Raw genomic sequence first — 23,539 nt, 5'->3', positions numbered from 1 at the left:
AGGCTTCATGCAGCAATTGACCGTTGAACTGGCTGACCGCAGCTATCCAATCTATATCGGCAGCGGGTTGCTGGATCAGCCCGATTTGCTGAGAGCGCATGTTTCGGGCAAGCAAGTGTGCGTCGTCACTGACGATACGGTTGCGCCGCTCTACCTTGCTCGGCTTTTGGGGTCGCTTGCGGGTTATCAGGTAGAACAGGTTGTCCTGCCAACTGGCGAGGCCTTCAAGAATTGGAGCACCTTGCAGCAGATTTTCGACGGGCTGCTTGCTGCCCGACATGACCGGGGTACTACACTTATTGCGCTGGGTGGCGGGGTCATCGGCGACATGACCGGTTTCGCCGCTGCCTGTTACCAGCGCGGGGTGAATTTCGTTCAGATTCCGACGACGCTTTTGTCACAGGTCGACTCATCCGTGGGTGGCAAGACCGGCATCAATCATCCCGCTGGTAAAAACATGATCGGGGCCTTTTATCAGCCTCAGGCAGTCATTATTGATACCGACAGCCTGCATACCCTGCCTGAGCGTGAAATCAGTGCCGGTCTGGCCGAAATCATCAAGTACGGCCTGATCAGGGATCGGGATTTTCTGGACTGGCTGGAAGCCGAAATGCCCGCTTTGAGGGCGCTCGAGCCGTCGGCTATTACCGAAGCCATTGCCCGCTCCTGCGCAATCAAGGCAGATGTTGTAGCGGTTGATGAGCGGGAGGGCAGCCTGCGGGCCATCCTCAATCTGGGGCATACATTCGGCCATGCCATTGAAGCGCATCAGGGTTACGGAAGCTGGTTGCACGGCGAGGCTGTGGGCGCCGGCATGGTCATGGCGCTGGACCTGTCCAGGCGCTCAGGTTGGCTGAGCAAGAGTGATTACGATCGCGCGGTCTCGATAATCCGCTCAGCGGGGCTTCCGGTCGCGCCGCCGCAGAATATGACAGCCGACGACTTCATGCGCTTGATGGCGGTGGACAAGAAAGTGATCGGCGGACAGTTGCGGCTTGTGCTGTTGCGTCAACTGGGCGAAGCGGTCGTCACTGCCGATTTTGATGTGGCGGCATTGCAAGCCACCCTGCAATCAGAGTATCTATCAGAGCCCTTATGAACGCCGAATCTAAACCTGACTATGCTGCTGTCGAGGCCGACCTGCTCAGCCATTACGAGCTTAGTCATGATCCTTTCCTGCCACGCACGCCGGGATTCCGCTTTTTCACTGCGCGGCGCAAAAGCGTGCTTGCTGAACTGCACCATCTGGCGCGTTTCGCGCAGCAGCTCATGGTGGTTACCGGCCCCCGCAGCAGTGGTAAAACATTGCTTCGACAGGTTCTGGTTGCCAGCAGCAACAAGGACCATGTGCAATGTGTAGTTGCTTCGGCCAGGGAGCTGACCTCTGCTGACCTGCTGTTAGGCTTTATAACGCAGGCGATCAACGCACCCGCCAGGACAGAAGCCGGCGTACGTGATAAAGCCGCTGAGCTGTTCCAGACAGGTATCCAGCTGTATATCGTTATCGATGATGCGCATCTTCTGGATCCGCAGGTACTGCAAAGCCTGGCTGATCTCAGTCAGATCGATATGCGGGGCGCTCCAAGGGTTTTCCTGTTCGCGGAGCCCTCGATTGATGCAGCGCTGCGTACCGTGCAGATGCCGCCCGAACGGGCGTGGTTGCATACCGTTGAGTTACAACCGTTTCGCCCTGATGAAACGCGAGACTACCTGGCGCAGCGACTCGAGGCGGCCGGGCAGGGTCTTGAACTACTCAGCGATGATCAGCTCGACTGGATACACCGGCAGAGTGAAGGCTGGCCGGGTCGGATCAATCTGGTAGCCAGGGAGGCGATGCTGGCGGCAATCGCGCCTCCCGCGCTGCATCCGCAAAGGGGTTCCGCATTTCCGCTTCGCTCATTGATCGCATTGATACTGGTGTCAATTGCAGTGGCGGTGGTGTGGATGATGGGGGGCAGTGAACCTGAACCTGAACGCACAGTGCTGGAGTTGCCCAAGCCGGTCGCCACCATTGATGTGCTTGATGCGGATGCAGCTGGCTCTGGCGGCCAACCCCTGAATATCGCACCGCCACCTTCCCGTTCTGCACCGCTGCCCGCTGAGACGATACCTGAGCTGGTGCCCTCCGAAGCTGAACCTGTCGTTGAGATAGAGCCCTTTTCAGCGGAGCAGATTGCGCCCGCCTCTCAAACGGGGGGTGCCGATCCCGCTCCGAGAGGGCCAGGTGATGAACAATCAGCAAGTGGGCAAGCCGGAAGCAGTCAGGTAAACACACCTGAGCCTACCGGGAGTTCGGGCTGGTACCGCCAGCAACCTTCTGGCAGCTATGCACTGCAGTTGTTGGGGACACGCTCGGAACAGGCTGCCGCTGACTTCGTTACTCGTCACAGCGCTTTGTCTGACTTGTATTATTTCGAGACAGTACACGAGGGCAAACCCTGGTTTGTCGTGACGCAAGGCGCATACGCTGGTCGCACGCAGGCGCAGCAGGCGATCGCCGGTCTGCCCGAGGCTGTACGCAAACTTAAACCCTGGCCGAGAAGTATGGCCGGGATTCAACAGTCCTTGCCCTAGCAGGATGTTGTAACGCCGCGCCGGGCTTTTATCTCGAATAGACTGGCTGGCAATTCAAAGGCAGCACCTGCTTCCGCATGGTGCTGCGTTTCCCTGTCCAATCGTCAGCCTTCGGCCCAGTTGTTCCAGCTCGTCCGAGGCTGAATAGCTGCTTTCGGCCTGCTTACCCGGACTCAACTGCGCTCGGTACGGGGGCTGCAGCTCTATTAACTGTGGTCCGGCAGCTCATATGAACTCGATATTTGCTGCCCGTCGCAACGTGCTGCTGAATCGCGAGGTCCCGCGATTCAAAATTCTTCTCTTTTTACGACATTTATAGTCGCTTTTGCGGCACTGAATTATTGTCGGCATACCAGGTGCTGTGTACAATCACCTTCCCATTTTGAGGTGGCGCAGCCCGGTCCGCGTCTGTCCGGTTTCTGTAAGCGTCTGAATTCATTACATTTTGAGAGTGTGCCTATGAAAGCCGGTCTATATCAGCCAGACCAGTTCAAGGATAACTGTGGCTTCGGTTTGATTGCCCATATGGAAGGGCAACCCAGTCATCACTTGCTGAAAACGGCCATCGAGGCCCTGACGTGCATGACCCACCGTGGCGGTATCAATGCCGACGGCAAGACCGGTGATGGTTGTGGCTTGCTCATTCAAAAACCCGACGGGTTTCTCCGTGCTGTGGCCCAGGAGTCGCTTGGCGTTACGCTGCCGGAACAATACGCCGTGGGTATGGTTTTCATGGGTGCCAGCCAGGCAGCGACCGAGGCAGCCAAGCAAGCCTTCGCCGATGCATTCACTGACCAGGGTTTGCAAGCGCTGGGCTGGCGTGAAGTGCCGGTTGATCCGAGCGTGCTCGGCCCGTTGGCGCAAAGCTGCATGCCACGAATCGAGCAGGTCTTCATATCGGGCGAAGGCTACGACGAACAGCAGTTCGGCATCCGTCTGTTCTATGCGCGGCGCAAGGCTGAAATCGCCATGCAGGCTGACGACGAGTTTTATGTCTGCAGCCTTTCACACAAGGTGATTTCCTACAAAGGCCTGATGATGCCGGCCGATCTCGACAAGTTCTATCCGGAGCTGGGTGACAGCCGCATGGAAACAGCGATCAGCGTATTCCACCAGCGGTTTTCTACCAACACGCTGCCCAAATGGCCGTTGGCCCAGCCGTTCCGGCTGATTGCGCATAATGGCGAAATCAACACCATCACTGCCAACCGCAACTGGGCGCAGGCGCGGCGCAACAAGTTTGCCAACGAGATGTTGCCTGATCTGGGCAGCCTGTCGCCGATCGTCAATGTCAAAGGCTCGGACTCCTCCAGCATGGACAACATGCTGGAGTTGTTGATCACCGGCGGTATGGATCTGTTCCGCGCTATTCGCATGGTGGTTCCGCCTGCGTGGCAGAACGTTGAAACCATGGACGCCGACCTGCGCGCCTTCTACGAGTTCAACTCCATGCACATGGAAGCATGGGACGGTCCGGCGGGGATCGTTCTGACCGAAGGTCGCTACGCCGTCTGCCTGCTGGATCGTAATGGCTTGCGCCCGGCGCGCTACGTCGTCACGCGTAACGGCTACATAACGCTCGCCTCGGAAATTGGCGTTTGGGATTATCAACCGGAGGACGTGGTCAGCAAGGGCCGTGTCGGACCCGGTCAGATTCTCGCCGTCGACACTCACACCGGTGAAGTACTGCACACCGGTGACGTCGAAGACCGTCTGAAATCACGGCACCCCTACCGCAAGTGGTTGAAGGAAAAAGCGGTGCGGGTCCAGGCCACCATGGACGACCGCGACCACGGATCAGAATTTCTGAAGCCAGAGCAGCTCAAGCAGTATATGAAAATGTTCCAGGTGACCTTTGAGGAACGTGATCAGGTACTACGTCCGTTGGCCGAAAATGGTCAGGAGGCGGTCGGCTCGATGGGTGATGACACGCCCATGGCAGTGCTTTCCAGCCGTGTGCGCCCGGTGTATGACTATTTCCGCCAGCAGTTTGCCCAGGTGACCAACCCGGCAATCGACCCGCTGCGCGAGTCTGTTGTTATGTCGTTGGAGACCTGTCTCGGCGCCGAACGAAACGTATTCGAAGAAACCGCCGACCATGCCGACCGGGTAATCCTGAGTACTCCCGTCATGTCGCCTGCCAAGTGGCGGACCCTGATGACCATGGATCGCCCCGGGTTCGATCGGATCACTATCGATCTCAACGCACCTGCCGATCTGCCGCTGGGTGACGCCGTCAAGCGTATTGTGTCCCAGGCTGAAGCGGCTGTGCGTGAAGGCAAGACGCTGTTGGTCCTCAGTGACCGGAATATCAGCCAGGGTATGCTGCCGGTTCACGCGTCGCTGGCCGTTGGTGCCGTGCATCATCACCTGATCGCCCAGGGCCTGCGTTGCGATTGCAATATTCTGGTAGAAACCGCCACTGTCCGCGACCCGCACCATTACGCCGTGCTGGTCGGCTTCGGCGCGAGCGCGATCTATCCCTACCTCGCGTACGAAGTGCTGGGCGATCTGATCCGCACCGGCGAAGTGATCGGTGATTTGTACGAGCTGTTCAAGAACTACCGCAAGGGCATTTCCAAAGGCTTGATGAAGATCCTGTCGAAGATGGGCATCTCCACCGTGGCCTCCTATCGCGGCGCGCAGTTATTCGAGGCGGTGGGCCTGGCGGACGAGGTGGTTGATCTGTGTTTCAAGGGCGTAGCCAGCCGTATCCAGGGCGCGCGGTTTGAAGACATACAGCTCGAACAGGCGCTGCTGGCGAAGGAAGCCTGGAATCCGCGCAAGGCGATTCAGCAAGGCGGATTGCTCAAGTTCGTATTTGGCGGCGAGTATCATGCATACAACCCTGACGTTGTGCGCGCGCTTCAGGATGCCGTCCAGGGCGACAGTTACGACAAGTACCTGGAATATGCGGCGCTGGTAAACCAGCGCCCGGTAGCGGCACTGCGTGATCTGTTGAAGCTGCGGGAGGATCAGACGTCAATCCCGTTGGATAGCGTCGAACCCATCGAAAGTGTTCTGAAACGCTTCGATTCGGCGGGTATATCCCTGGGTGCATTGTCGCCCGAGGCACACGAAGCGATCGCCGAGGCGATGAACCGGCTCGGTGCGCGGTCCAACTCCGGTGAGGGCGGCGAAGATCCGGCGCGCTATGGCACCGAGCGCAGCTCCAAGATCAAGCAGATCGCCTCCGGACGTTTTGGCGTGACGGCTGAGTATCTGGTTAATGCGGATGTATTGCAGATCAAGGTTGCCCAGGGAGCCAAGCCCGGTGAGGGCGGTCAGCTGCCGGGCGGCAAGGTTAACGAATTGATCGCACGTCTGCGGTACGCGGTACCCGGTGTGACCCTGATTTCGCCGCCGCCGCATCATGATATCTATTCGATCGAGGATCTGGCCCAGCTGATCTTCGACCTCAAACAGGTCAATCCGGCTGCGCTGGTATCGGTCAAGCTGGTATCAGAGCCCGGCGTGGGGACCATTGCTGCCGGGGTGGCCAAGGCCTACGCCGATCTGATTACCATCTCCGGTTACGACGGCGGCACCGGCGCCTCGCCGCTGACCTCCATTCGGTATGCGGGCTCGCCCTGGGAGTTGGGTCTGTCGGAAGCGCACCAGACGCTGCGTGGCAACGATCTGCGCGGCAAGGTGCGGGTGCAGACTGATGGTGGTCTGAAGACCGGCCTGGATGTGATCAAGGCCGCCATCCTCGGTGCTGAAAGCTTCGGCTTTGGTACCGGTCCGATGATTGCGCTGGGTTGTAAATATCTGCGGATCTGTCACCTGAACAACTGCGCGACCGGTGTTGCCACCCAAAACCGTCATCTGCGGGACAACCATTACATCGGTACCGTGGAAATGGTGATGAACTATTTCACCTATGTCGCTACCGAGACGCGTGAATGGTTGGCCAAGCTGGGCGTCAGTTCATTGCAGGAATTGATCGGCCGCACCGATCTGCTGGAAATCCTCCCGGGCACAACCGGCAAGCAGCAGAATCTGGACTTGAAGCCGCTCCTGTTCAGCGAGCATGTTCCCGCGGATAAGCCGCAGTATTGCGAGTCGCCGCGTAACCTGCCGTTCGACAAAGGCCTGACTGCTGAAAAAATGGTCGAGTTGGCCCGCACGGCCATCGACGGTGCGACCGGCGGCGAATTCGAGATGACGCTGACCAACTGTGATCGCTCGATCGGCGCCCGGGTATCCGGCGAGATAGCCAAGGTGCATGGCAACCAGGGCATGACCAGCTCGCCGGTGATATTCCGCTTCAAGGGCACCGCCGGGCAGAGCTTTGGCGTCTGGAATACCGGCGGTCTGCACATGTACCTGCAGGGCGACGCGAACGATTATGTCGGCAAAGGAATGACCGGCGGCAAGCTGGTGATAGTGCCGCCTGCGGGCAGTCCGTTCCGCTCCGAGCAGACCTCGATCATCGGCAATACCTGTTTGTATGGGGCTACCGGCGGCAAGCTGTTCGCTGCGGGCGTGGCCGGAGAGCGTTTCGCTGTGCGTAACTCGGGCAGCCATGCGGTCATCGAAGGCGCTGGTGATCACTGCTGCGAATACATGACGGGTGGCATGATCTGCGTGCTGGGCAAGACGGGCTACAACTTCGGGGCGGGCATGACCGGTGGTCTGGCCTATGTGCTGGACATGGACAACAGCTTCTTCGACAGGCTGAACCACGAGCTGGTGGAGCTGCGCCGTGTCACCAACGAATCGATGGAGGCGTATCGCAGCCATTTGACCCAGGTACTGACGGAATATGTAGAGGAGACAGGCAGCGCCTGGGGCGCAGAAGTGCTGGATGACCTTGATAACTACATTCGTCGTTTCTGGCTGGTCAAGCCGAAGGCTGCGAATTTGCGCGCCCTGCTGACGACCACTCTGGCTAACCCCCAGTAACTGTCAGTGAACCCAACTGCCCCGGCGAATGCGCAGGCAACTCAGCGCATTCGTTACAGAGAATTCAGCAGCGCGGCTGCGAGGTAATTTGATATGGCTGACCGTTTGAATAACGATTTTCAATTTATAGATGTAGGCCGCAAGGATCCCAAGAAGCGCCCACTGCGTGCGCGCAAGACGCAGTTCGTAGAGATCAACGAGCAGTTCAAGCCGGAGGAGGCCTCAGATCAGTCGCACCGCTGTCTCGAGTGCGGAAACCCCTACTGCGAATGGAAGTGCCCGGTCCATAACTACATTCCAAACTGGCTGAAGCTGGTGTCCGAAGGCAACATTCTTGAGGCAGCGGAGATGGTCCACAAGACCAACACGCTTCCGGAAGTATGCGGCCGCGTCTGCCCTCAGGACCGCTTGTGTGAGGGTGCTTGCACCCTCAACGACGGCTTCGGTGCGGTGACTATCGGTTCGGTGGAGAAGTACATCGCCGATACCGCCTTTGCCATGGGCTGGCGTCCGGATATGTCGCAGGTAGTGCCCAGCGGTAAGCGTGTCGCGATTATCGGCGCTGGCCCGGCCGGACTGGGCTGTGCCGATGTGCTGGCCCGCGCCGGCGTGACGCCGGTGGTGTTTGACCGCAACCCGGAAATCGGTGGCCTGCTGACCTTCGGAATTCCCGAGTTCAAGCTGGAGAAAACCGTGCTGTCCCGTCGCCGGGAGGTGTTCGGCGGTATGGGTATCGAATTTCGCCTGAACACCGAGATTGGCAAGGATGTGGCCATGCAGGATTTGCTGGCCGAATATGATGCCGTATTCATGGGGATGGGCACCTATACCTATATGAAGGGCGGCTTCCCGGGCGAGGATCTGCCGGGCGTCTATGACGCGCTTGATTTTCTGGTGGCGAACGTCAATCGCAACCTCGGCTTCGAGAAATCCGCTGAAGACTACATCGACATGAAAGGGAAGAGGGTCGTGGTTCTAGGAGGCGGCGATACGGCAATGGATTGCAACCGGACCTCTATTCGTCAGGGCGCCAAGTCGGTGCATTGCGCCTACCGTCGAGACGAAGAAAATATGCCCGGGTCGCGCAAGGAAGTGAAAAACGCCCGGGACGAAGGAGTAAAATTCCTGTTCAATCGCCAGCCGATTGCCATCGTCGGCGAAGACCGCGTCGAAGGCGTCAAAGTGGTTGAAACGCGCCTCGGCGAGCCCGACGCCCGCGGGCGTCGCAGCCCCGAACCGATCCCCGGTTCCGAGGAAGTATTGCCGGCCGATGCCGTCGTCATCGCCTTCGGATTCCGTCCTAGCCCCGCGTCCTGGTTCAGCGATTTCCAGATCGAGACTGACGGCCAGGGTCGGGTCACTGCACCGGAGATGGCGCGCTACAAGTTCCAGACCAGCAATCCCAAGGTATTTGCTGGTGGGGATATGGTGCGTGGTTCCGATCTGGTTGTAACCGCCGTGTGGGAAGGGCGTCAGGCAGCTGAAGGTATCCTCGAATATCTGGACTTGTAAGCACATGGAAGGGCGCCTGCGGGCGCCTTTCTTCTCTCTGCAATGAGCTTTCCCCGCGTGCGTCAGGCGGGCTCTGATCTTCCTCGCGTTTTATCGGTACAATGGCCGCTGATCCCGCTATTGGACCTTCCCATGTATGAATTGAAAAATGACCGTTTCCTGCGCGCTCTGATGCGCCAGCCCGTAGACGTGACCCCCGTGTGGATGATGCGGCAGGCTGGCCGTTACCTGCCCGAGTATCGGGCATCACGCAGTCGCGCCGGAGATTTCATGGGGCTGTGCACTAATCCGGAGATGGCGTGCGAAGTAACGTTGCAGCCGTTGGAGCGCTATCCGCTGGATGCGGCGATTCTGTTCTCCGACATTCTCACCATCCCCGATGCGATGGGTCTCGGCCTGCATTTCGAGACCGGTGAGGGGCCGAAATTCCGTAAGCGCATCGACACTCCAGCAGATATCGAAGCGCTTGTAGTACCTGATCCGGAGCAGGATCTGGGCTACGTGATGAACGCCGTCCGGACAATTCGCAGCGAACTCAATGGCCGTGTGCCCTTGATCGGTTTCTCCGGCAGCCCCTGGACGCTGGCAACCTACATGGTAGAGGGCGGCTCGTCGAAGGACTTCCGCAAGAGCAAAGCGATGCTTTATGACCAGCCTGAAGCCATGCATATGCTGCTCGACAAGCTGGCCGATTCGGTTATCTCCTATCTGAACGGGCAGATCATGGCCGGCGCCCAGGCGGTGCAGATTTTCGATACATGGGGTGGCAACCTGTCTGCCGATGCCTACCAGAAGTTCTCGCTGGCCTATATGCGCAAGATCGTCAACGGTTTGATTCGGGAGCACGAAGGCCGCAAGGTTCCGGTGATCCTGTTCACCAAGAACGGCGGATTGTGGCTGGAAAGCATGGTCGATACTGGCGCAGACGCCTTGGGGCTGGACTGGACTATCGATATCGGTGTTGCACGTTCACGGGTGGGTTCGCGTGTTGCCCTGCAGGGCAATATGGACCCGACCGTGCTCTACGCCAAACCAGAGGCCATCCGCGCTGAAGTCGGCCGCATCCTGGCCAGTTACGGTAAAGGTTCGGGGCATGTCTTCAACCTCGGTCACGGTATTACTCCGGAAGTGGACCCTGCGCATGCCGGAGCCTTTATCGAAGCGGTTCATGAGCTTTCTGCGGCCTATCACGACCCTTCCGCCGTTGTGACCTGAATACCGGCAACTCCCTGTCAGCGGGCCTGCTCAGGCCCGCGTTGATTCCACTCCATCCCAAACCTTCCCTGTGCTCCGGTACTTGATCGAGGGCACTGCTTTGCGCATGCTGCATAGCACCTCATCACTCAACGGAAGGACATAATAATGAAGCTCGAGACTCTGGCGATCCACGCGGGCTACAGCCCGGATCCGACCACCAAGGCCGTTGCCGTACCGATTTACCAAACCACGTCCTACGCCTTCGACAGTACCCAGCACGGGGCGGATCTGTTTGATCTGAAGGTGCCTGGCAACATTTATACGCGGATCATGAACCCCACCAATGACGTGCTTGAGCAGCGCGTTGCGGCATTGGAAGGAGGTGTGGGCGGGCTGGCGATGGCATCGGGGATGGCAGCAATTACCGCCGCCATCCAGACGATTGCAGAAGTGGGCGACAACATCGTTTCGGTCGCGAAGCTGTACGGCGGTACCTATAACCTATTCGCCCACACTTTTCCGCGGCAGGGGATCGAAGTGCGTTTCGCTGCACACAATGACATCGCTGCGCTGGAAGCCTTGATCGACGAACGCACCAAGGCGGTATTCTGTGAGTCCATCGGCAACCCCGCCGGCAACATTATCGATATCGCTGCCCTGGCCGAAGCGGCGCATCGACATGGCGTGCCTTTGATTGTCGACAACACCGTCGCTACTCCGGCGCTGTGTCGCCCGATCGAGCACGGCGCAGATATCGTTGTGCATTCGCTGACCAAATACATCGGCGGGCATGGCACCACAGTAGGCGGCATGGTCATCGACGGTGGGCGTTTTCCCTGGGCTGATAATGCCGAGCGGTTCGCAATGCTCAACACCCCCGACCCGTCCTACCACGGCGTGGTCTATACCGAAGCCTTCGGACCGGCTGCGTTTATTGGTCGCTGCCGCGTAGTGCCGCTGCGCAACATGGGCGCTGCGCTGTCTCCGATGAACGCTTTCCAGATCCTGCAGGGGCTGGAAACGCTCTCGCTGCGCATGGAGCGCCATTGCGAGAATGCGTTACGGGTCGCCGAGTATCTGAAACAGCATTCCCAGGTCGAATGGGTGCAGTTCGCAGGCTTGTCTGACCATCCCGAACATGAGCTGGCCCAGCGTTACATGGGCGGCATCCCCGCGGCGATTTTGTCGTTCGGCATCAAGGGCGGCCAGGAAGCAGGCGGACGTTTTATCGACGCGCTGAAGCTGGTTGTGCGACTGGTGAACATCGGTGACGCCAAGTCTTTGGCCTGCCACCCAGCGTCCACGACGCATCGACAGCTGAACGATGAAGAGCTGGAGAAGGCCGGCGTGCCGCGGGACATGGTGCGCCTGTCGATCGGCATCGAGCATATCGACGACATTCTGGCTGATCTTGAGCAGGCCCTCGCCGCAGCAGCCTGAACCCGAGTCGGCGCGGCCAACCCCGCGCCGGCTAATCCTCGAGCAAACTCAAACCGCCGGTCTCTCACTTCCGACCTCCAGCTTTTCGCCTTTCGAAGGTATCTCAGCGAGGCCAGATCAAAAGCTGAATCCCCCTAAACCCTTTTTTAAAGGAGGAACTGGTTTGGGGCGGCTATTGGTTTTGTTTTCAGGCGATACCGCGCAAGCTGCTTTAAGTGACCATAGCGAGCCAAGCGCGGTTTGTTATCTCTGGGCTACACCGATGGTCGACCAAGTCCGCCGACTGTCAGGATGGAGCAAGTGTCGAAAACAGGGATGTTTTCGTCAAGCCCCCAAGGACGGGTTCACGGCGTCTTGCGGAGTCCTGGCGGGCGGTGGGCGATTGGCTTCGTGCATATCAGCGCGTTCGGCTCGAAAAGCTAATACCCTAATTTTCTTTCCTGGCGGGGCGAAGCTTTCAGTTTAGCGCTTCCGCTTTCCCGCCTTTATGCCGGAAACAACGGCCACACCCACGGAATAACCAGCGTAGCGGTAATCCACATGATCAGATTCAGGGGTATGCCGATGCGCATAAAGTCGCTGAAACGGTAGCCCCCGGCGCTGTAGACGAAGGTATTTGTCTGATAGCCGATCGGGGTGGCAAAGCTGGCACTTGCAGCGAACATCACCGCAACGACAAAGGGCCGCGGGTCCGCGCCCAGTTGCTGGGCGACGCCGATGGCAATCGGGGTCAGCAGTACCGCAACGGCGTTGTTGCTGATCACCTCCGTCAGTACCGACGTCAGCAGATAGACGAACGACAGCATGAACAACGGTCCCAGCAGGGGGGAAAGCGCTACCACCTGATCGACCAGGCTTTCTATCAGACCTACCTTGTTCATGGCGATACTGATCGAGAGCATGCCGAAGATCAGCGCCAGAATACGCCAGTCAATTGCCTTGTAGGCATCCTCAGTATCCAGGCAACCGGTCGCCACGACGGTCACCGCCGCAATCATCGCCAACCCTTCGATGGGCATGATATTCAGCGCTGCCAGCAGCATCACTAGTAGCACTGCCGCGATGGCGATGGGCGCCTTGTTACGTCGGTAGGCGCGTTCCTGCACCGTATTCAGGCTGATCAGGTCGCCGTTATCCGCGAACTTGCGGATCTGCGCGGGTGATCCCTCGACCAGCATGACGTCACCAAACTGCAACTGAAAGTCGTCCAGGTTTTCCTGAATGTTCTCATTCTGTCGATGCACGGCCAGCACGTGAATGCCGTAGCGTGCGGTCAGGTTGAGATCGCGCATGGGCCGGTGGCTGTAACGTGAGCTACGACCGACGATGGCTTCGGCCAGTGTCACGTCGCGGGTCGAGATGGTTTCGAAGTTAGCCGCCTGGTTACGGTTGAAGGTGAGCAGGCCGTTCTCTCGCAGTTCCATGAAGTCGCGCATATTGGCGTGCAGTACCAGACGATCTCCTGCCGCCAGCACGGTGGTATTTACCGGCGTCGACAGTTCTTCATCGCCGCGGAATATCTTCAGTACCTGAATACCGCTTTCGCCATTCAGATTAGCGTTGGCGATGCTCTGGTTGATCACGGCCGAGTCGTGGGGTACCAGCAGCTCGGTCATGAACGGGCGGCTCTGGTCGGGACGCAGTTGCTTGGAGAGGCTTTCGCGGTCCGGAAGCAACCGATGTCCAATCAACATGATAAACACCAGACCGATTACCGCCATGATCAGCCCCGGCAGGAAAATATCAAACATGCCGAAAGGTGCCACGCCATGCTGCCGCGCTACCCCGTCCACCAGGATGTTGGTCGAGGTACCAATCATCGTCATGGTGCCGCCGAGGATAGTGGCGTACGACAGCGGGATCAGAAGCTTTGAGGCTTTGCTTCCCACCTGAGCGGCGAGCGTCACCGCCACGGGTGTGAGAATGGCGACCACCGGCGTGTTATTGATGAAAGTCGACAGCACCATGCCGGTCAGCATCAGGCTGAACAAGGTACGTAACGGACTCCCACCACCCATGCGCGCCAGCCATCGTCCCAGGGTTTCGACGCAGCCGGTACGTTCAAGCGCTGCGGATAAAACAAACATGCAGGCGATGGTGATCGGGGCGCTGTTCGATAGCACGCCGAGTATGTCTGCAGGGGTCAGCAGGGTGGTCACCAGCAGGATGGCCACAGCGATACCTGCCACCACATCGGGACTGAACTTTTCGCGGGCGAAGGCGTAGAACACCCAGCACAGCAGGGCCGCGACGCCGATCATTGGTAGAGAATCCCAGCTCATGTGTTACCTGTTGATGCGTTCACAAGACTTCATCGCGAAGCCCGGGTCCGACACATTAGAAGGGATCGCTTAAGCTGTCCAAGGCCTAAAAAGGATTTTGTTATTCGTTTAAAGAATAACAGGAGCCCGCGAAATTATGGCACTTCATCAAGCAGGCTAATGCGCTCGCGGATGTGTTGACGTCGCAAGTGGGCATCCGTAGTGTTCAAACGTTTGTATGAATAATCGTTCAGTCAGGATGCCCGGCTGATTTAGTGGAGACATTGCTATGCCTGAGTACAAAGCCCCGTTACGCGATATGCGCTTCCTGATTGACGAGGTGTTCGATTTCGGCGCCCGCTACGAGAACTATGGCCTGACCGACGCGTCGCCAGATCTGGTCAGCGCCATCATGGAGGAGGGTGCGCGCTTCGCTGGTGAGGTTCTGGCACCGCTGAACCGCACCGGGGACGAGGAAGGCTGCCACTTTGAAGATGGCGTTGTCACCACCCCGCAGGGTTTCAAGGACGCCTACCGGCAATACGTGGATAACGGCTGGGGCTCCATGACCGGCCCGACCGAATATGGCGGTCAGGGCTTGCCGTTCTCGCTGGGGTTGGTGATCAGCGAAATGATCGCATCCGCCAACTATGCCTGGAGCATGTATCCAGGCCTGAGCCACGGCTGTGCTGCGGCCATCCGTGCACACGGCACTCAGGAGCAGAAGGATACTTATCTGAGCAAGCTGACCCCGGGTGACTGGACCGGCACCATGTGCCTGACCGAGCCACATTGTGGTACGGACCTGGGCCTGATCAAGACGCGTGCGGTTCCTCAGGCTGACGGCAGCTATCAAATTACCGGTACCAAAATCTTCATTTCCTGCGGTGAGCACGATCTGGCGGAAAACATCGTTCACCTGGTATTGGCCAAGCTTCCCGACGCCCCGGCCGGTACCAAGGGTATCTCGCTGTTTATCGTTCCCAAGTTCCTGCCTGATGCCAATGGCGAGAGCGGCGAGCGTAATGCGCTCAAGTGCGGCTCAATCGAGCACAAGATGGGCATCAAAGCGTCTGCCACCTGTGTGATGAACTTTGATGGCGCGACCGGCTTCTTGATCGGCGAAGCGAACCGCGGCCTGAACTGCATGTTCACCATGATGAACCATGCGCGTCTGGGTACCGGCATGCAGGGTCTCTGCCACGGCGAGGCGTCCTATCAGAGCGCGGTGGCCTACGCGAAGGACCGTTTGCAGATGCGCTCGCTGTCCGGCGCGGCGGAACCCGACAAGCCAGCTGATCCGATCATCGTGCATCCCGATGTGCGTCGCATGCTGCTGACCATGAGAGCCTTCAACGAGGGCAACCGGGCACTGGCCTACTACGCGGCGCAATTGCTGGATCAGGCGCATTACTCCAAGGACGAAGCGGTCAGGGCTGAGGCGGAAGACCAGCTGGCGTTCCTGACGCCGATCTGCAAAGCGTTCATGACCGATACGGGCCTGGAAGTGACCAGCCACGGTATGCAGGTGTTTGGTGGTCACGGTTACATCCGCGAATGGGGCCAGGAGCAGCAGATGCGCGACTGCCGCATTGCGCCTATCTATGAGGGCACCAACGGCATTCAGGCACTGGATTTGCTGGGCCGCAAGGTCCTGATGAGCCAGGGCAAACTGCTGCGCGTATTTACCAAGCAGGTGCACCAGCTGTGCCAGCAGTACGAAGGTCACGCGACCCTGGGCGAATACGTCAATAAGCTGAGCGAGCTGAACAAGCAGTGGGGCGAGCTGACCCAGCAGATCGCCATGCGTTCGATGCAGAACCGCGAAGAGGTTGGAGCCTCATCAACCGATTTCCTGATGTTCTCTGGTTACGTCACGCTCGCGTTCGTGTGGCTGAAGATGGCAGTCGTCGCGCAGGAAAAATTGGACGCCGGTACCAGCGAGGCAGACTTCTATCAGGCCAAGCTGGCGACTCAGGCGTTCTACTTCAAGCGGCTGCTGCCACGTGCCCAGGCACATCTGGCTGCACTTGAAGCCGGCGCGGATACGCTGATGAAGATGCCAGCCGAGCAGTTCTGATCTGGCAGGTGTAATACAAAGCCCCGACTGGTTCGGGGCTTTTTTATCATCAACTGAGGGTTCGGCTGCTTACCTGGATAGGGTTGCTGCTGACATGTGTGCCCAGCCCCGCGCGCACGGCAACTGCCGCAAGACGCGGTAAACCCATCCTTGGGGGCTTGACGAAAACATCCCTGTTTTCGACACTTGCACCAGCTGCCGAGCCCGCAGGCCAGACAGACTTCTGCGTTGCGTAGAGTCAGCTACGGCCTCACCCCCAATATACGTTGCTCGTTGCTCGTTGCTTTTCGTGGGAGGCCCGCGCGCACGGCAACTGCCGCAAGACGCCGTAAACCCATCCTTGGGGGCTTGACGAAAACATCCCTGTTTTCGACGCTTGCGCCAGCTGCCGAGCCCGCAGGCCAGACAGACTTCTGCGTTGCGTAGAGTCAGCTACGGCCTCACCCAATATTCGCCGCTTATCGCTTTTCGTAGGAGGGTCGCCTTCGGCGCGACGGCGTTCGCAGGACGCCCCAATATCTCTCCGTCAGCTCCAAATCCCGATCCGCAGGCCGCACGAACTATGGCGTTATATCGATCCGCAACTCTGCCCACAAATTTTTGTGACCAAACTTTCGTCTAAAGTCATTTAAAGACGGTATCGGTCTTTTTGTTGTCGCGCTACAATCCTTTGCATATTCCGGGATGGCCCGGGTGATCCGACTGCTAGAGGAGTTTCCATGGCCGATTATAAAGCCCCCCTGCGCGATATTCGTTTTGTACTCAATGAAGTGTTCGAGGCCGATAAACTGTGGCAGAGCCTGCCCGGTCTGGCCGACACCATTGACGCCGAAACGGCAGACGCCATGCTGGAAGAGGCGGGCAAGATCACTTCGCAGACAATCGCCCCGCTGAATCGCAGTGGAGATGAGGAAGGTGCGCAGTGGAGCAACGGCGAGGTCACGACGCCGACCGGTTTCAAAGAAGCCTACCGCACCTATTCCGAAGGCGGCTGGGTCGGGCTCGCGGGTAACCCTGAGTTCGGTGGGCTCGGCATGCCCAAGACACTGGGCGTGCAGGTTGAAGAAATGGTTTACGGTGCCAACAACAGTTTTGCTCTGTATCCGGCGCTGACTGCGGGTAGCTGTCTGGCGCTGGACGCGCATGGCAGCGAGGAGCTCAAGCAACGCTTCCTACCCAATATGTACGCCGGCACTTGGTCCGGCACCATGTGTCTGACCGAGCCACATTGCGGCACCGACCTCGGGATTATCCGCACCCGCGCTGTTCCGAACGAGAACGGCTCCTACGCCATTACCGGGACCAAGATCTTTATTACCGGTGGTGAGCACGACCTGACCGAGAACATCATTCACCTGGTTCTGGCCAAGCTGCCTGACGCGCCGGCAGGTCCAAAGGGTATTTCGCTGTTCGTAGTTCCGAAATTCCTGGTTAACGAAGATGGCAGCCTGGGCGAGCGCAACGCGGTCAGCTGTGGCTCCATCGAACACAAGATGGGCATCAAGGCATCCGCTACCTGTGTGATGAATTTCGACGGTGCCGAAGGCTATCTGGTTGGCGAGATCAACAAAGGTCTCAATGCAATGTTCACCATGATGAACTACGAGCGCCTGTCCATCGGTATCCAGGGTATCGGCTGTTCCGAAGCGTCATATCAGAGCGCCGTGGCCTACGCCCGGGACCGTATTCAGAGCCGTGCGCCCACCGGTGCCGTTCAGCCTGACAAGGCCGCTGACCCGATCATCGTGCATCCCGATGTACGCCGCATGCTGCTGACCATGAAGGCAATGACCGAAGGCAGCCGGGCTTTCTCGACTTATGTCGGCTCGCAACTGGATATCAGCAAATATGCCGAAGACGCCGACATCCGCAAAAAGGGTGAGGATCTCGTCGCCCTGCTGACGCCGATTGCCAAGGCGTTCTTCACTGACATCGGCTTGGAGAACTGCGTGCATGGCCAGCAGGTGTTCGGTGGCCATGGTTATGTACGCGAGTGGGGCCAGGAGCAGTTGGTGCGTGATGTGCGCATCTCTCAAATCTATGAAGGCACCAATGGCATCCAGGCGCTGGATCTGATGGGACGCAAGACTGTCGCCAATGGCGGTGCGTTCTTCAAGGTGTTTGCTGAGGAAGTGAAAACTTTCGTTGCTGACAATCAGGATCAGGCGTTAGCTGAGTTCATCCAGCCCCTGGCGGATGCCTTGACCAATCTGGAGGACCTGACCGCGCAGGTGATCGAGCGTAGCCGCAGCAATCCGAACGAGATCGGTGCCGCCTCGGTCGAGTATCTGCACGTGTTCGGCTACACCGCCTATGCCTACATGTGGGCAAAAATGGCAAAGGTTGCCCAGGCCCGTCTGGAACAGGATGCTGATGGTTTCTATAAATCCAAGCTCGGCACCGCGCGGTTCTTCTACAAGCGTTTGCTGCCACGGGTACAGTCACTGAGCGCCTCCGTCCGCGCAGGCAGTGAGCCTTTGTATGAGTTGGATGCTGACCAATTCTGAGGCGCGGTGCTCTTCTGACGCTGTGTAAGCCTTTGCTTACACAGCGTGGTGGCAAACGACTATTTGCACCACCCATGACCCTGCGTACTATCGGTCTGGCTAGGAGCAAGCAAGGAAGCGCAAGAGACCAACAGGGATCAGGGAGCGCTACCAGGGAAGAAATATCAGGGATAGTGCCAGGATGGCAAGATCGCAGGATAGCGGTCAACACAGTGTCAGGAAGACGCTGCATTAAGGAAGATGATCAGGGAAACAGCCCAGGACGGCAGGATCGCAGGGAGTGATCCGGACAGTGTCAGGAAGACACTGCGTTAAGGATGATGATCAGGGAGAGCCAGGAAGGCAGGATCGCAGGATGTGATCTGGAACAGTGTCGGGATGACGCTTACGTTAAGGACGATGGTCAGGGAGGGAGCCAGGACGGCAAAGGTCGCAGGATGGCGATCAAGGACAGTGTCAGGATGACGCTTTGTTAAGGACGATGGTCAAGGATAGAGCCAGGATGGCGTGTCGTCAGGAAGATGACCAGTTGTAACGCCGGGATGGCATGATCGTTAAGGATAATGATCACAACCAAGTTCTATAAAACCTCGCTTCGGCGGGGTTTTTCTTTTTGTGGTGCAGGAAGCCTCCGGTGCCAGCTTGAATCTGCAGGCTATTGTTAGCCGCTTCGAACTTCTCAATACACCGCCCGGTGTGGCAGTCCTATACTGCAGGCATGAATCTATACCTCAATCTTTCTTTACCTTTCCTCGACGTGCGATCTGAGCGTTGGCCTATGCCATCCGCGGTGGCTGCGGATGCTTGACGTTAAGACGTTAACCAAGCGCTATGCGAGCCCGCAAGGGTGGCTACAGGTGCTCAATGGTGTCGATTTGCGCTTGGAGGCCGGCCATACACTGGCGCTGATGGGCGAGTCTGGCAGTGGCAAGAGTACCCTTCTGCATCTGGTGGCAGGGCTGGATCAGGCAGACAGTGGCGAGATCAAGGTTGCCGGCTCGTCACTGGCCGGGCTTGGCGAAGCGGCTCGCGCTGCCTATCGACGTGACCAGGTCGCGGTAATCTTCCAGCAGTTCAATCTCATCCCGTCGTTGAAAGTAGCGGACAACTTGGCTTTTCAAGCCCGGCTGGCCGGACGTGAGGACGCCCCCTGGCTGACCTTTCTGGCTGAACGTCTGGGGTTGGCTAGGTTACTTGACCGCTATCCCGAGCAGCTGTCTGGCGGACAACAGCAGCGGGTCGCCGTCGGCCGTGCGCTGGCAGCAAGACCTCCTTTGATCCTGGCGGATGAGCCCACCGGCAATTTGGATGAACACACAGCTGACGAGGTGATGACCCTGCTGCTGGAGCTGGTCAGGGAGGCGGAGTCGAGCCTGCTGATGGTGACGCATAGCGCCCGGCTGGCAGCCCGTCTGGACCGACAGGTGACGCTGTCTGCGGGCCATATCATTGGTGACAGTCTCGATGATTGACCGCTTGGGCTGGGTGCTGCGGACCCTGCTGAGCCACTGGCGGCGCCATCCTCTGCAGGGCATCTGTCTGCTGGTTGGGTTGTGGCTTGCGACGGCGTTGTGGACAGGCGTTCAGGCGCTCAACGAGCAGGCGCGTGATAGTTATGATCGCGCTGCCGGCCTGTTTGGTGAGGACAACCAGAGCGTGCTGGTCAGTCCGGGTAATCAGGGGTTTGATCAGCAATATTTCGTTATTCTACGTCGCGCAGGCTGGCCAGTTTCACCGATTCTGCAGGGCAGCGTTACCTTGGCTACGTCCGATGATTTGGCAGGCAAGCGTCTGCGGCTGACGGGCATCGAACCGCTGAGTCTGCCGACGCAGGGCAGCCTGGTCGGCGCGATGCGGCAGGTTGATCTGATTGAGTTTCTGGTTCCGCCGGGGCGGACCTGGATTGCGCCGGACACGCTCGCCGAGCTGGGCCTTTCCACCGGCGCTACCGCTGAGTTGGCGAACGGGCAGACTCTGCCGCCATTGGAGGCTGTCGAATCCGTCCCGCCGGGCGTGTTACTGGTCGATATTGGCGTGGCGCAACGGGCTCTGGGCGAGCCGGGAAGACTCAGTCAGTTGTTGGTGGACAGCTCGTTCGCCGCGGATCAACCAGCTTTGCCGGAACAGGTCGCATTGCGCTGGGATATACGTGACGAAGGGGACCTGCAGCGCCTGACCGACAGTTTTCATATGAACCTGACGGCGCTGGGTCTGCTGGCGTTCATCGTCGGGCTTTTCATCGTGCACGCTGCGGCGGGGTTGGCCATGGAGCAACGCCGCGGTTTGCTGCAAACACTGCGCGCCTGCGGCACCAGCTTGCGTCTGGTGGTGTGCGCCCTGTTGCTGGAATTGCTGATTCTGGCGCTGACAGGCGGGAGCCTCGGCGTGCTCAGCGGCTTTGCGCTGGCTTCCTTGCTGGTCGGAGATCTGGCGGCCAGTTTGCGGGGCTTATACGGCGCCCAGGTAGCCGGTCAACTGGTGCTCGATTCACAGTGGTGGCTGGCCGGCCTGGCAATGAGTCTTGCCGGTACCTTGCTGGCTGGCGGCAGCAGTGTGTTGAAAGCCATGCGCCTGCCGGTGCTGGCCTGGGCGCGCCCGCAGGCCTGGCGGGACGCGCAGGCGCGCAGCATCAGACACCTGGCGATCATGGGCGTGCTGCTGCTATTGATCGCTGGCGTATTGATCTTCTTCGGTGATGGGCTGGTGGCGGGATTCATGTTGCTTGGCTGTCTGTTGCTCGGTGCCGCCTGGCTGCTGCCGCTGATGCTGAGCCTGTTGCTGCGAGGCGGAATGAAGCTGGCGCGCAGCCCGCTCGGGCATTGGTTCTGGGCCGACAGTCAGCAGCAACTGTCCGGATTGAGTCTGGCGCTGATGGCCTTATTGCTGGCGCTTGCGGCGAACATTGGCGTAGGCAGTATGACCGAGGGGTTCCGGCTGACCTTCACCAGCTGGCTGGATCAGCGTCTGGCAGCCGACCTCTATTTGCGCCCCGAATCCCAGGCTCAGGCAGACAGCATCGAGCAATGGCTAAGCCGGCAGTCAAGCGTGCAGGCTCAGCTACCCAGCTGGCAGGTACAGAGTCGGGTCGGGGGTTGGCCAACCGAAGTCAGCGGCGTTATTGATCATCCGCTCTATGCGCAGCGTTGGCCGTTGATTGAATCGATTCCAGGCGCCTGGGAGCAGTTGGCCCGGGGGCGCGGCGCGGTGATCAGCGAACAACTGGCCTACCGGCTGGAAATCGAGTTGGGGGAGACCATCGAGCTGGAAACGCCCAGCGGCACCTGGACGTTACCTGTGCTGGGACGCTACGCCGATTACGGTAATCCCAAGGGTCAATTGCTGGTGTCGGCCGAGCAACTCAACCAACGCTGGGCCGGTCTGGAGGTGAGCAGTATCGGCCTGCTTGTTGATGATGGCGCGATTGGTGATCTGGTTGCGGGTTTGCAGGAGAGATTCGAGCTGGGCGGTTTCAGTCTGATCGATCAGGCAGCGCTGAAGCGCTATTCGCAGCAGGTATTCGAGCAAACGTTCGCCGCGACCGCTGCGCTCAATACCCTGACGCTCGGGGTGGCGGCCGTTGCGCTCTTTACCAGTTTGCTCAGCCTTGCCGATGCCAGGCTCAGCCAGCTGGCACCGTTGTGGGCGATGGGCTTGCGACCGTCCCGCCTGGCCTGGCTGAGCCTGGCGCAAATGCTCATGCTCGCCACCTTGACCTGCGCGCTGGCGATTCCAGTCGGGCTGGCGTTGGCCTGGTGCCTGGTTGAGGTGGTCAACGTCCAGGCGTTCGGCTGGCGGTTGCCCTGGCACTGGTTTCCCTATCAATGGGTGACGCTGGCGAGCTTTGCCCTGCTGGCGGTGTTGCTGGCCAGCATCGGCCCAATGTGGCGCATAGTCAGAGTCGGGCCCACCCAGTTGCTGAGGCAATTCGCCCATGATGCATAGAATCTGCGGCATCTTCGCCTTGCTTGCTGTATTGGGGTCGGCCGGTTGCGACTCTGAGCCACCAGTGGATGCGGGATTCGCCGGTCTCGGCGAGCAGGCAGAGGGTTTCACTCAGGTGACCCCGGACCGCCGTTTTGAATTTCCTGCTGATCACGGCGCGCATCCGGACTACCGCATCGAATGGTGGTACGTCACCGCCAACCTTACGGATGAAGACGGACGAGAATGGGGCGCACAGTGGACCCTGTTCCGTCAGGCGCTGCAGCCGCAGACGCAGCTGGAGTCCGAGGCTGGCTGGAACAGCACTCAGGTCTGGCTGGGGCACTCTGCGGTTACCCATGGCGATGGTCACAAGTACGCGGATCGGTTGGCGCGAGGTGGCGTGGGGCAGGCGGGTGTGCGGGCGCAGCCCTTCGAAGCCTGGATAGATGACTGGTCACTCGCGCAGGCCGCAGACGCGCAAGGACAAGACAGTTTCAGCGCGCTGTCGGTGAAGGCAGCCGGCAAGGATTACCGTTATCAGCTCGATCTGACTGCGGACCGCGCCGTTGTGCCTCAGGGCGAACAGGGTTATAGCCGCAAATCCGAGGGTGATCAGGCGTCCTACTACTACAGTCAGCCTTTTTTCAACGTCGAGGGTGTTATTGAATGGGAAGGTGAGCGCCATACAGTCTCCGGGCAGGCCTGGCTGGACAGGGAATGGAGCAGTCAGCCGCTCGCCGCCAACCAGCAGGGCTGGGACTGGTTTTCCCTGCACTTGGAGAGTGGTGAGAAGCTGATGCTGTTTCGCCTGCGCAGCACAGATGACAGTCACTATTACTCAGGCACCTGGATTCAACCGGATGGCGAAACCCAGCCATTGGCTCCTGACGCAATAGTGCTGGAGCCGCTGGGCGAAACGGCCGTAGCGGGACGAAATATGCCCACCCGTTGGCGCCTCGAAGTACCCGGCAGGGATTTCGAGGTGATCACCGAGCCGCTGAACGCACGCGCCTGGATGGGCACCACCATCCCGTACTGGGAAGGCCCGATTCGTTTCAGCGGAAGCCATGCGGGAGTGGGCTATCTTGAGATGACCGGATACTAGCCGGGATATGAGCCTCTGCTAAGGTGGTTCG

General features: G+C 59.0%; 12 protein-coding genes. 11 read left to right on the top strand and 1 reads right to left on the bottom strand.

Features of this window, described 5'->3' with window-relative positions; all coding sequences use genetic code 11:
• The first annotated feature begins 7 nt into the window (after positions 1-7).
• The 6 genes from aroB (at position 8) to HG264_RS11235 (ending at position 11,631) form a co-directional block, all read left to right on the top strand.
• Positions 8-1,099, top strand: a complete 1,092-nt coding sequence (gene aroB, locus HG264_RS11260; protein WP_169407741.1) for a 3-dehydroquinate synthase — start codon at positions 8-10, stop codon at positions 1,097-1,099.
• The gene (locus HG264_RS11255) at positions 1,096-2,574 is read left to right on the top strand and encodes an AAA family ATPase (RefSeq protein ID WP_169407740.1); all 1,479 of its coding nucleotides are present in this window, start codon (positions 1,096-1,098) and stop codon (positions 2,572-2,574) included. The genes aroB and HG264_RS11255 overlap by 4 nt, the downstream gene beginning before the upstream one ends.
• A gap of 459 nt (positions 2,575-3,033) precedes the next feature.
• Complete coding sequence (gene gltB / locus HG264_RS11250; protein ID WP_169407739.1) at positions 3,034-7,482, top strand: glutamate synthase large subunit; 4,449 nt, start codon at positions 3,034-3,036, stop codon at positions 7,480-7,482.
• A gap of 93 nt (positions 7,483-7,575) precedes the next feature.
• On the top strand, positions 7,576-8,994 hold the full coding sequence (locus HG264_RS11245; protein ID WP_169407738.1) for an FAD-dependent oxidoreductase: 1,419 nt from the start codon (positions 7,576-7,578) through the stop codon (positions 8,992-8,994).
• A gap of 132 nt (positions 8,995-9,126) precedes the next feature.
• Positions 9,127-10,209: a uroporphyrinogen decarboxylase gene (hemE, locus tag HG264_RS11240; protein WP_169407737.1), complete on the top strand. Its 1,083-nt coding sequence runs from the start codon at positions 9,127-9,129 to the stop codon at positions 10,207-10,209.
• Positions 10,210-10,356: 147 nt separating this feature from the next.
• Positions 10,357-11,631, top strand: coding sequence for a bifunctional O-acetylhomoserine aminocarboxypropyltransferase/cysteine synthase (locus tag HG264_RS11235; RefSeq protein WP_169407736.1), 1,275 nt, complete (start codon positions 10,357-10,359; stop codon positions 11,629-11,631).
• Positions 11,632-12,116: 485 nt separating this feature from the next.
• Here the strand turns inward: HG264_RS11235 and HG264_RS11230 are convergent, their stop codons facing one another.
• On the bottom strand, positions 12,117-13,913 hold the full coding sequence (locus tag HG264_RS11230) for an SLC13 family permease (RefSeq protein ID WP_169407735.1): 1,797 nt from the start codon (positions 13,911-13,913) through the stop codon (positions 12,117-12,119).
• A gap of 268 nt (positions 13,914-14,181) precedes the next feature.
• Between HG264_RS11230 and HG264_RS11225 the strand changes: the two genes are divergently transcribed.
• From HG264_RS11225 to HG264_RS11205, 5 genes are all read left to right on the top strand, one after another.
• A complete protein-coding gene (locus tag HG264_RS11225; RefSeq protein ID WP_169407734.1) occupies positions 14,182-15,972 on the top strand; it encodes an acyl-CoA dehydrogenase C-terminal domain-containing protein in 1,791 nt (596 codons plus the stop codon).
• Between the two features lie 719 nt (positions 15,973-16,691).
• Complete coding sequence (locus tag HG264_RS11220) at positions 16,692-18,479, top strand: acyl-CoA dehydrogenase C-terminal domain-containing protein (protein ID WP_169407733.1); 1,788 nt, start codon at positions 16,692-16,694, stop codon at positions 18,477-18,479.
• 800 nt (positions 18,480-19,279) lie between these two features.
• Positions 19,280-19,951, top strand: a complete 672-nt coding sequence (locus HG264_RS11215; protein WP_169407732.1) for an ABC transporter ATP-binding protein — start codon at positions 19,280-19,282, stop codon at positions 19,949-19,951.
• A complete protein-coding gene (locus HG264_RS11210) occupies positions 19,944-22,421 on the top strand; it encodes an FtsX-like permease family protein (RefSeq protein ID WP_169407731.1) in 2,478 nt (825 codons plus the stop codon). Before HG264_RS11215 ends, HG264_RS11210 begins: the two co-directional genes overlap by 8 nt.
• Positions 22,411-23,508 (top strand): lipocalin-like domain-containing protein, encoded by a 1,098-nt coding sequence (locus HG264_RS11205; protein ID WP_372240164.1) that lies wholly within the window; start codon positions 22,411-22,413, stop codon positions 23,506-23,508. Before HG264_RS11210 ends, HG264_RS11205 begins: the two co-directional genes overlap by 11 nt.
• Positions 23,509-23,539 lie beyond the last annotated feature (31 nt).

Origin of the sequence: Pseudomonas sp. gcc21 (assembly GCF_012844345.1) — a bacterium.
Classification (GTDB): Bacteria; Pseudomonadota; Gammaproteobacteria; order Pseudomonadales; family Pseudomonadaceae; genus Halopseudomonas.
The sequence above is the reverse complement of the archived record's forward strand: the minus strand, read 5'-3'. Positions and strand labels throughout refer to the sequence as shown.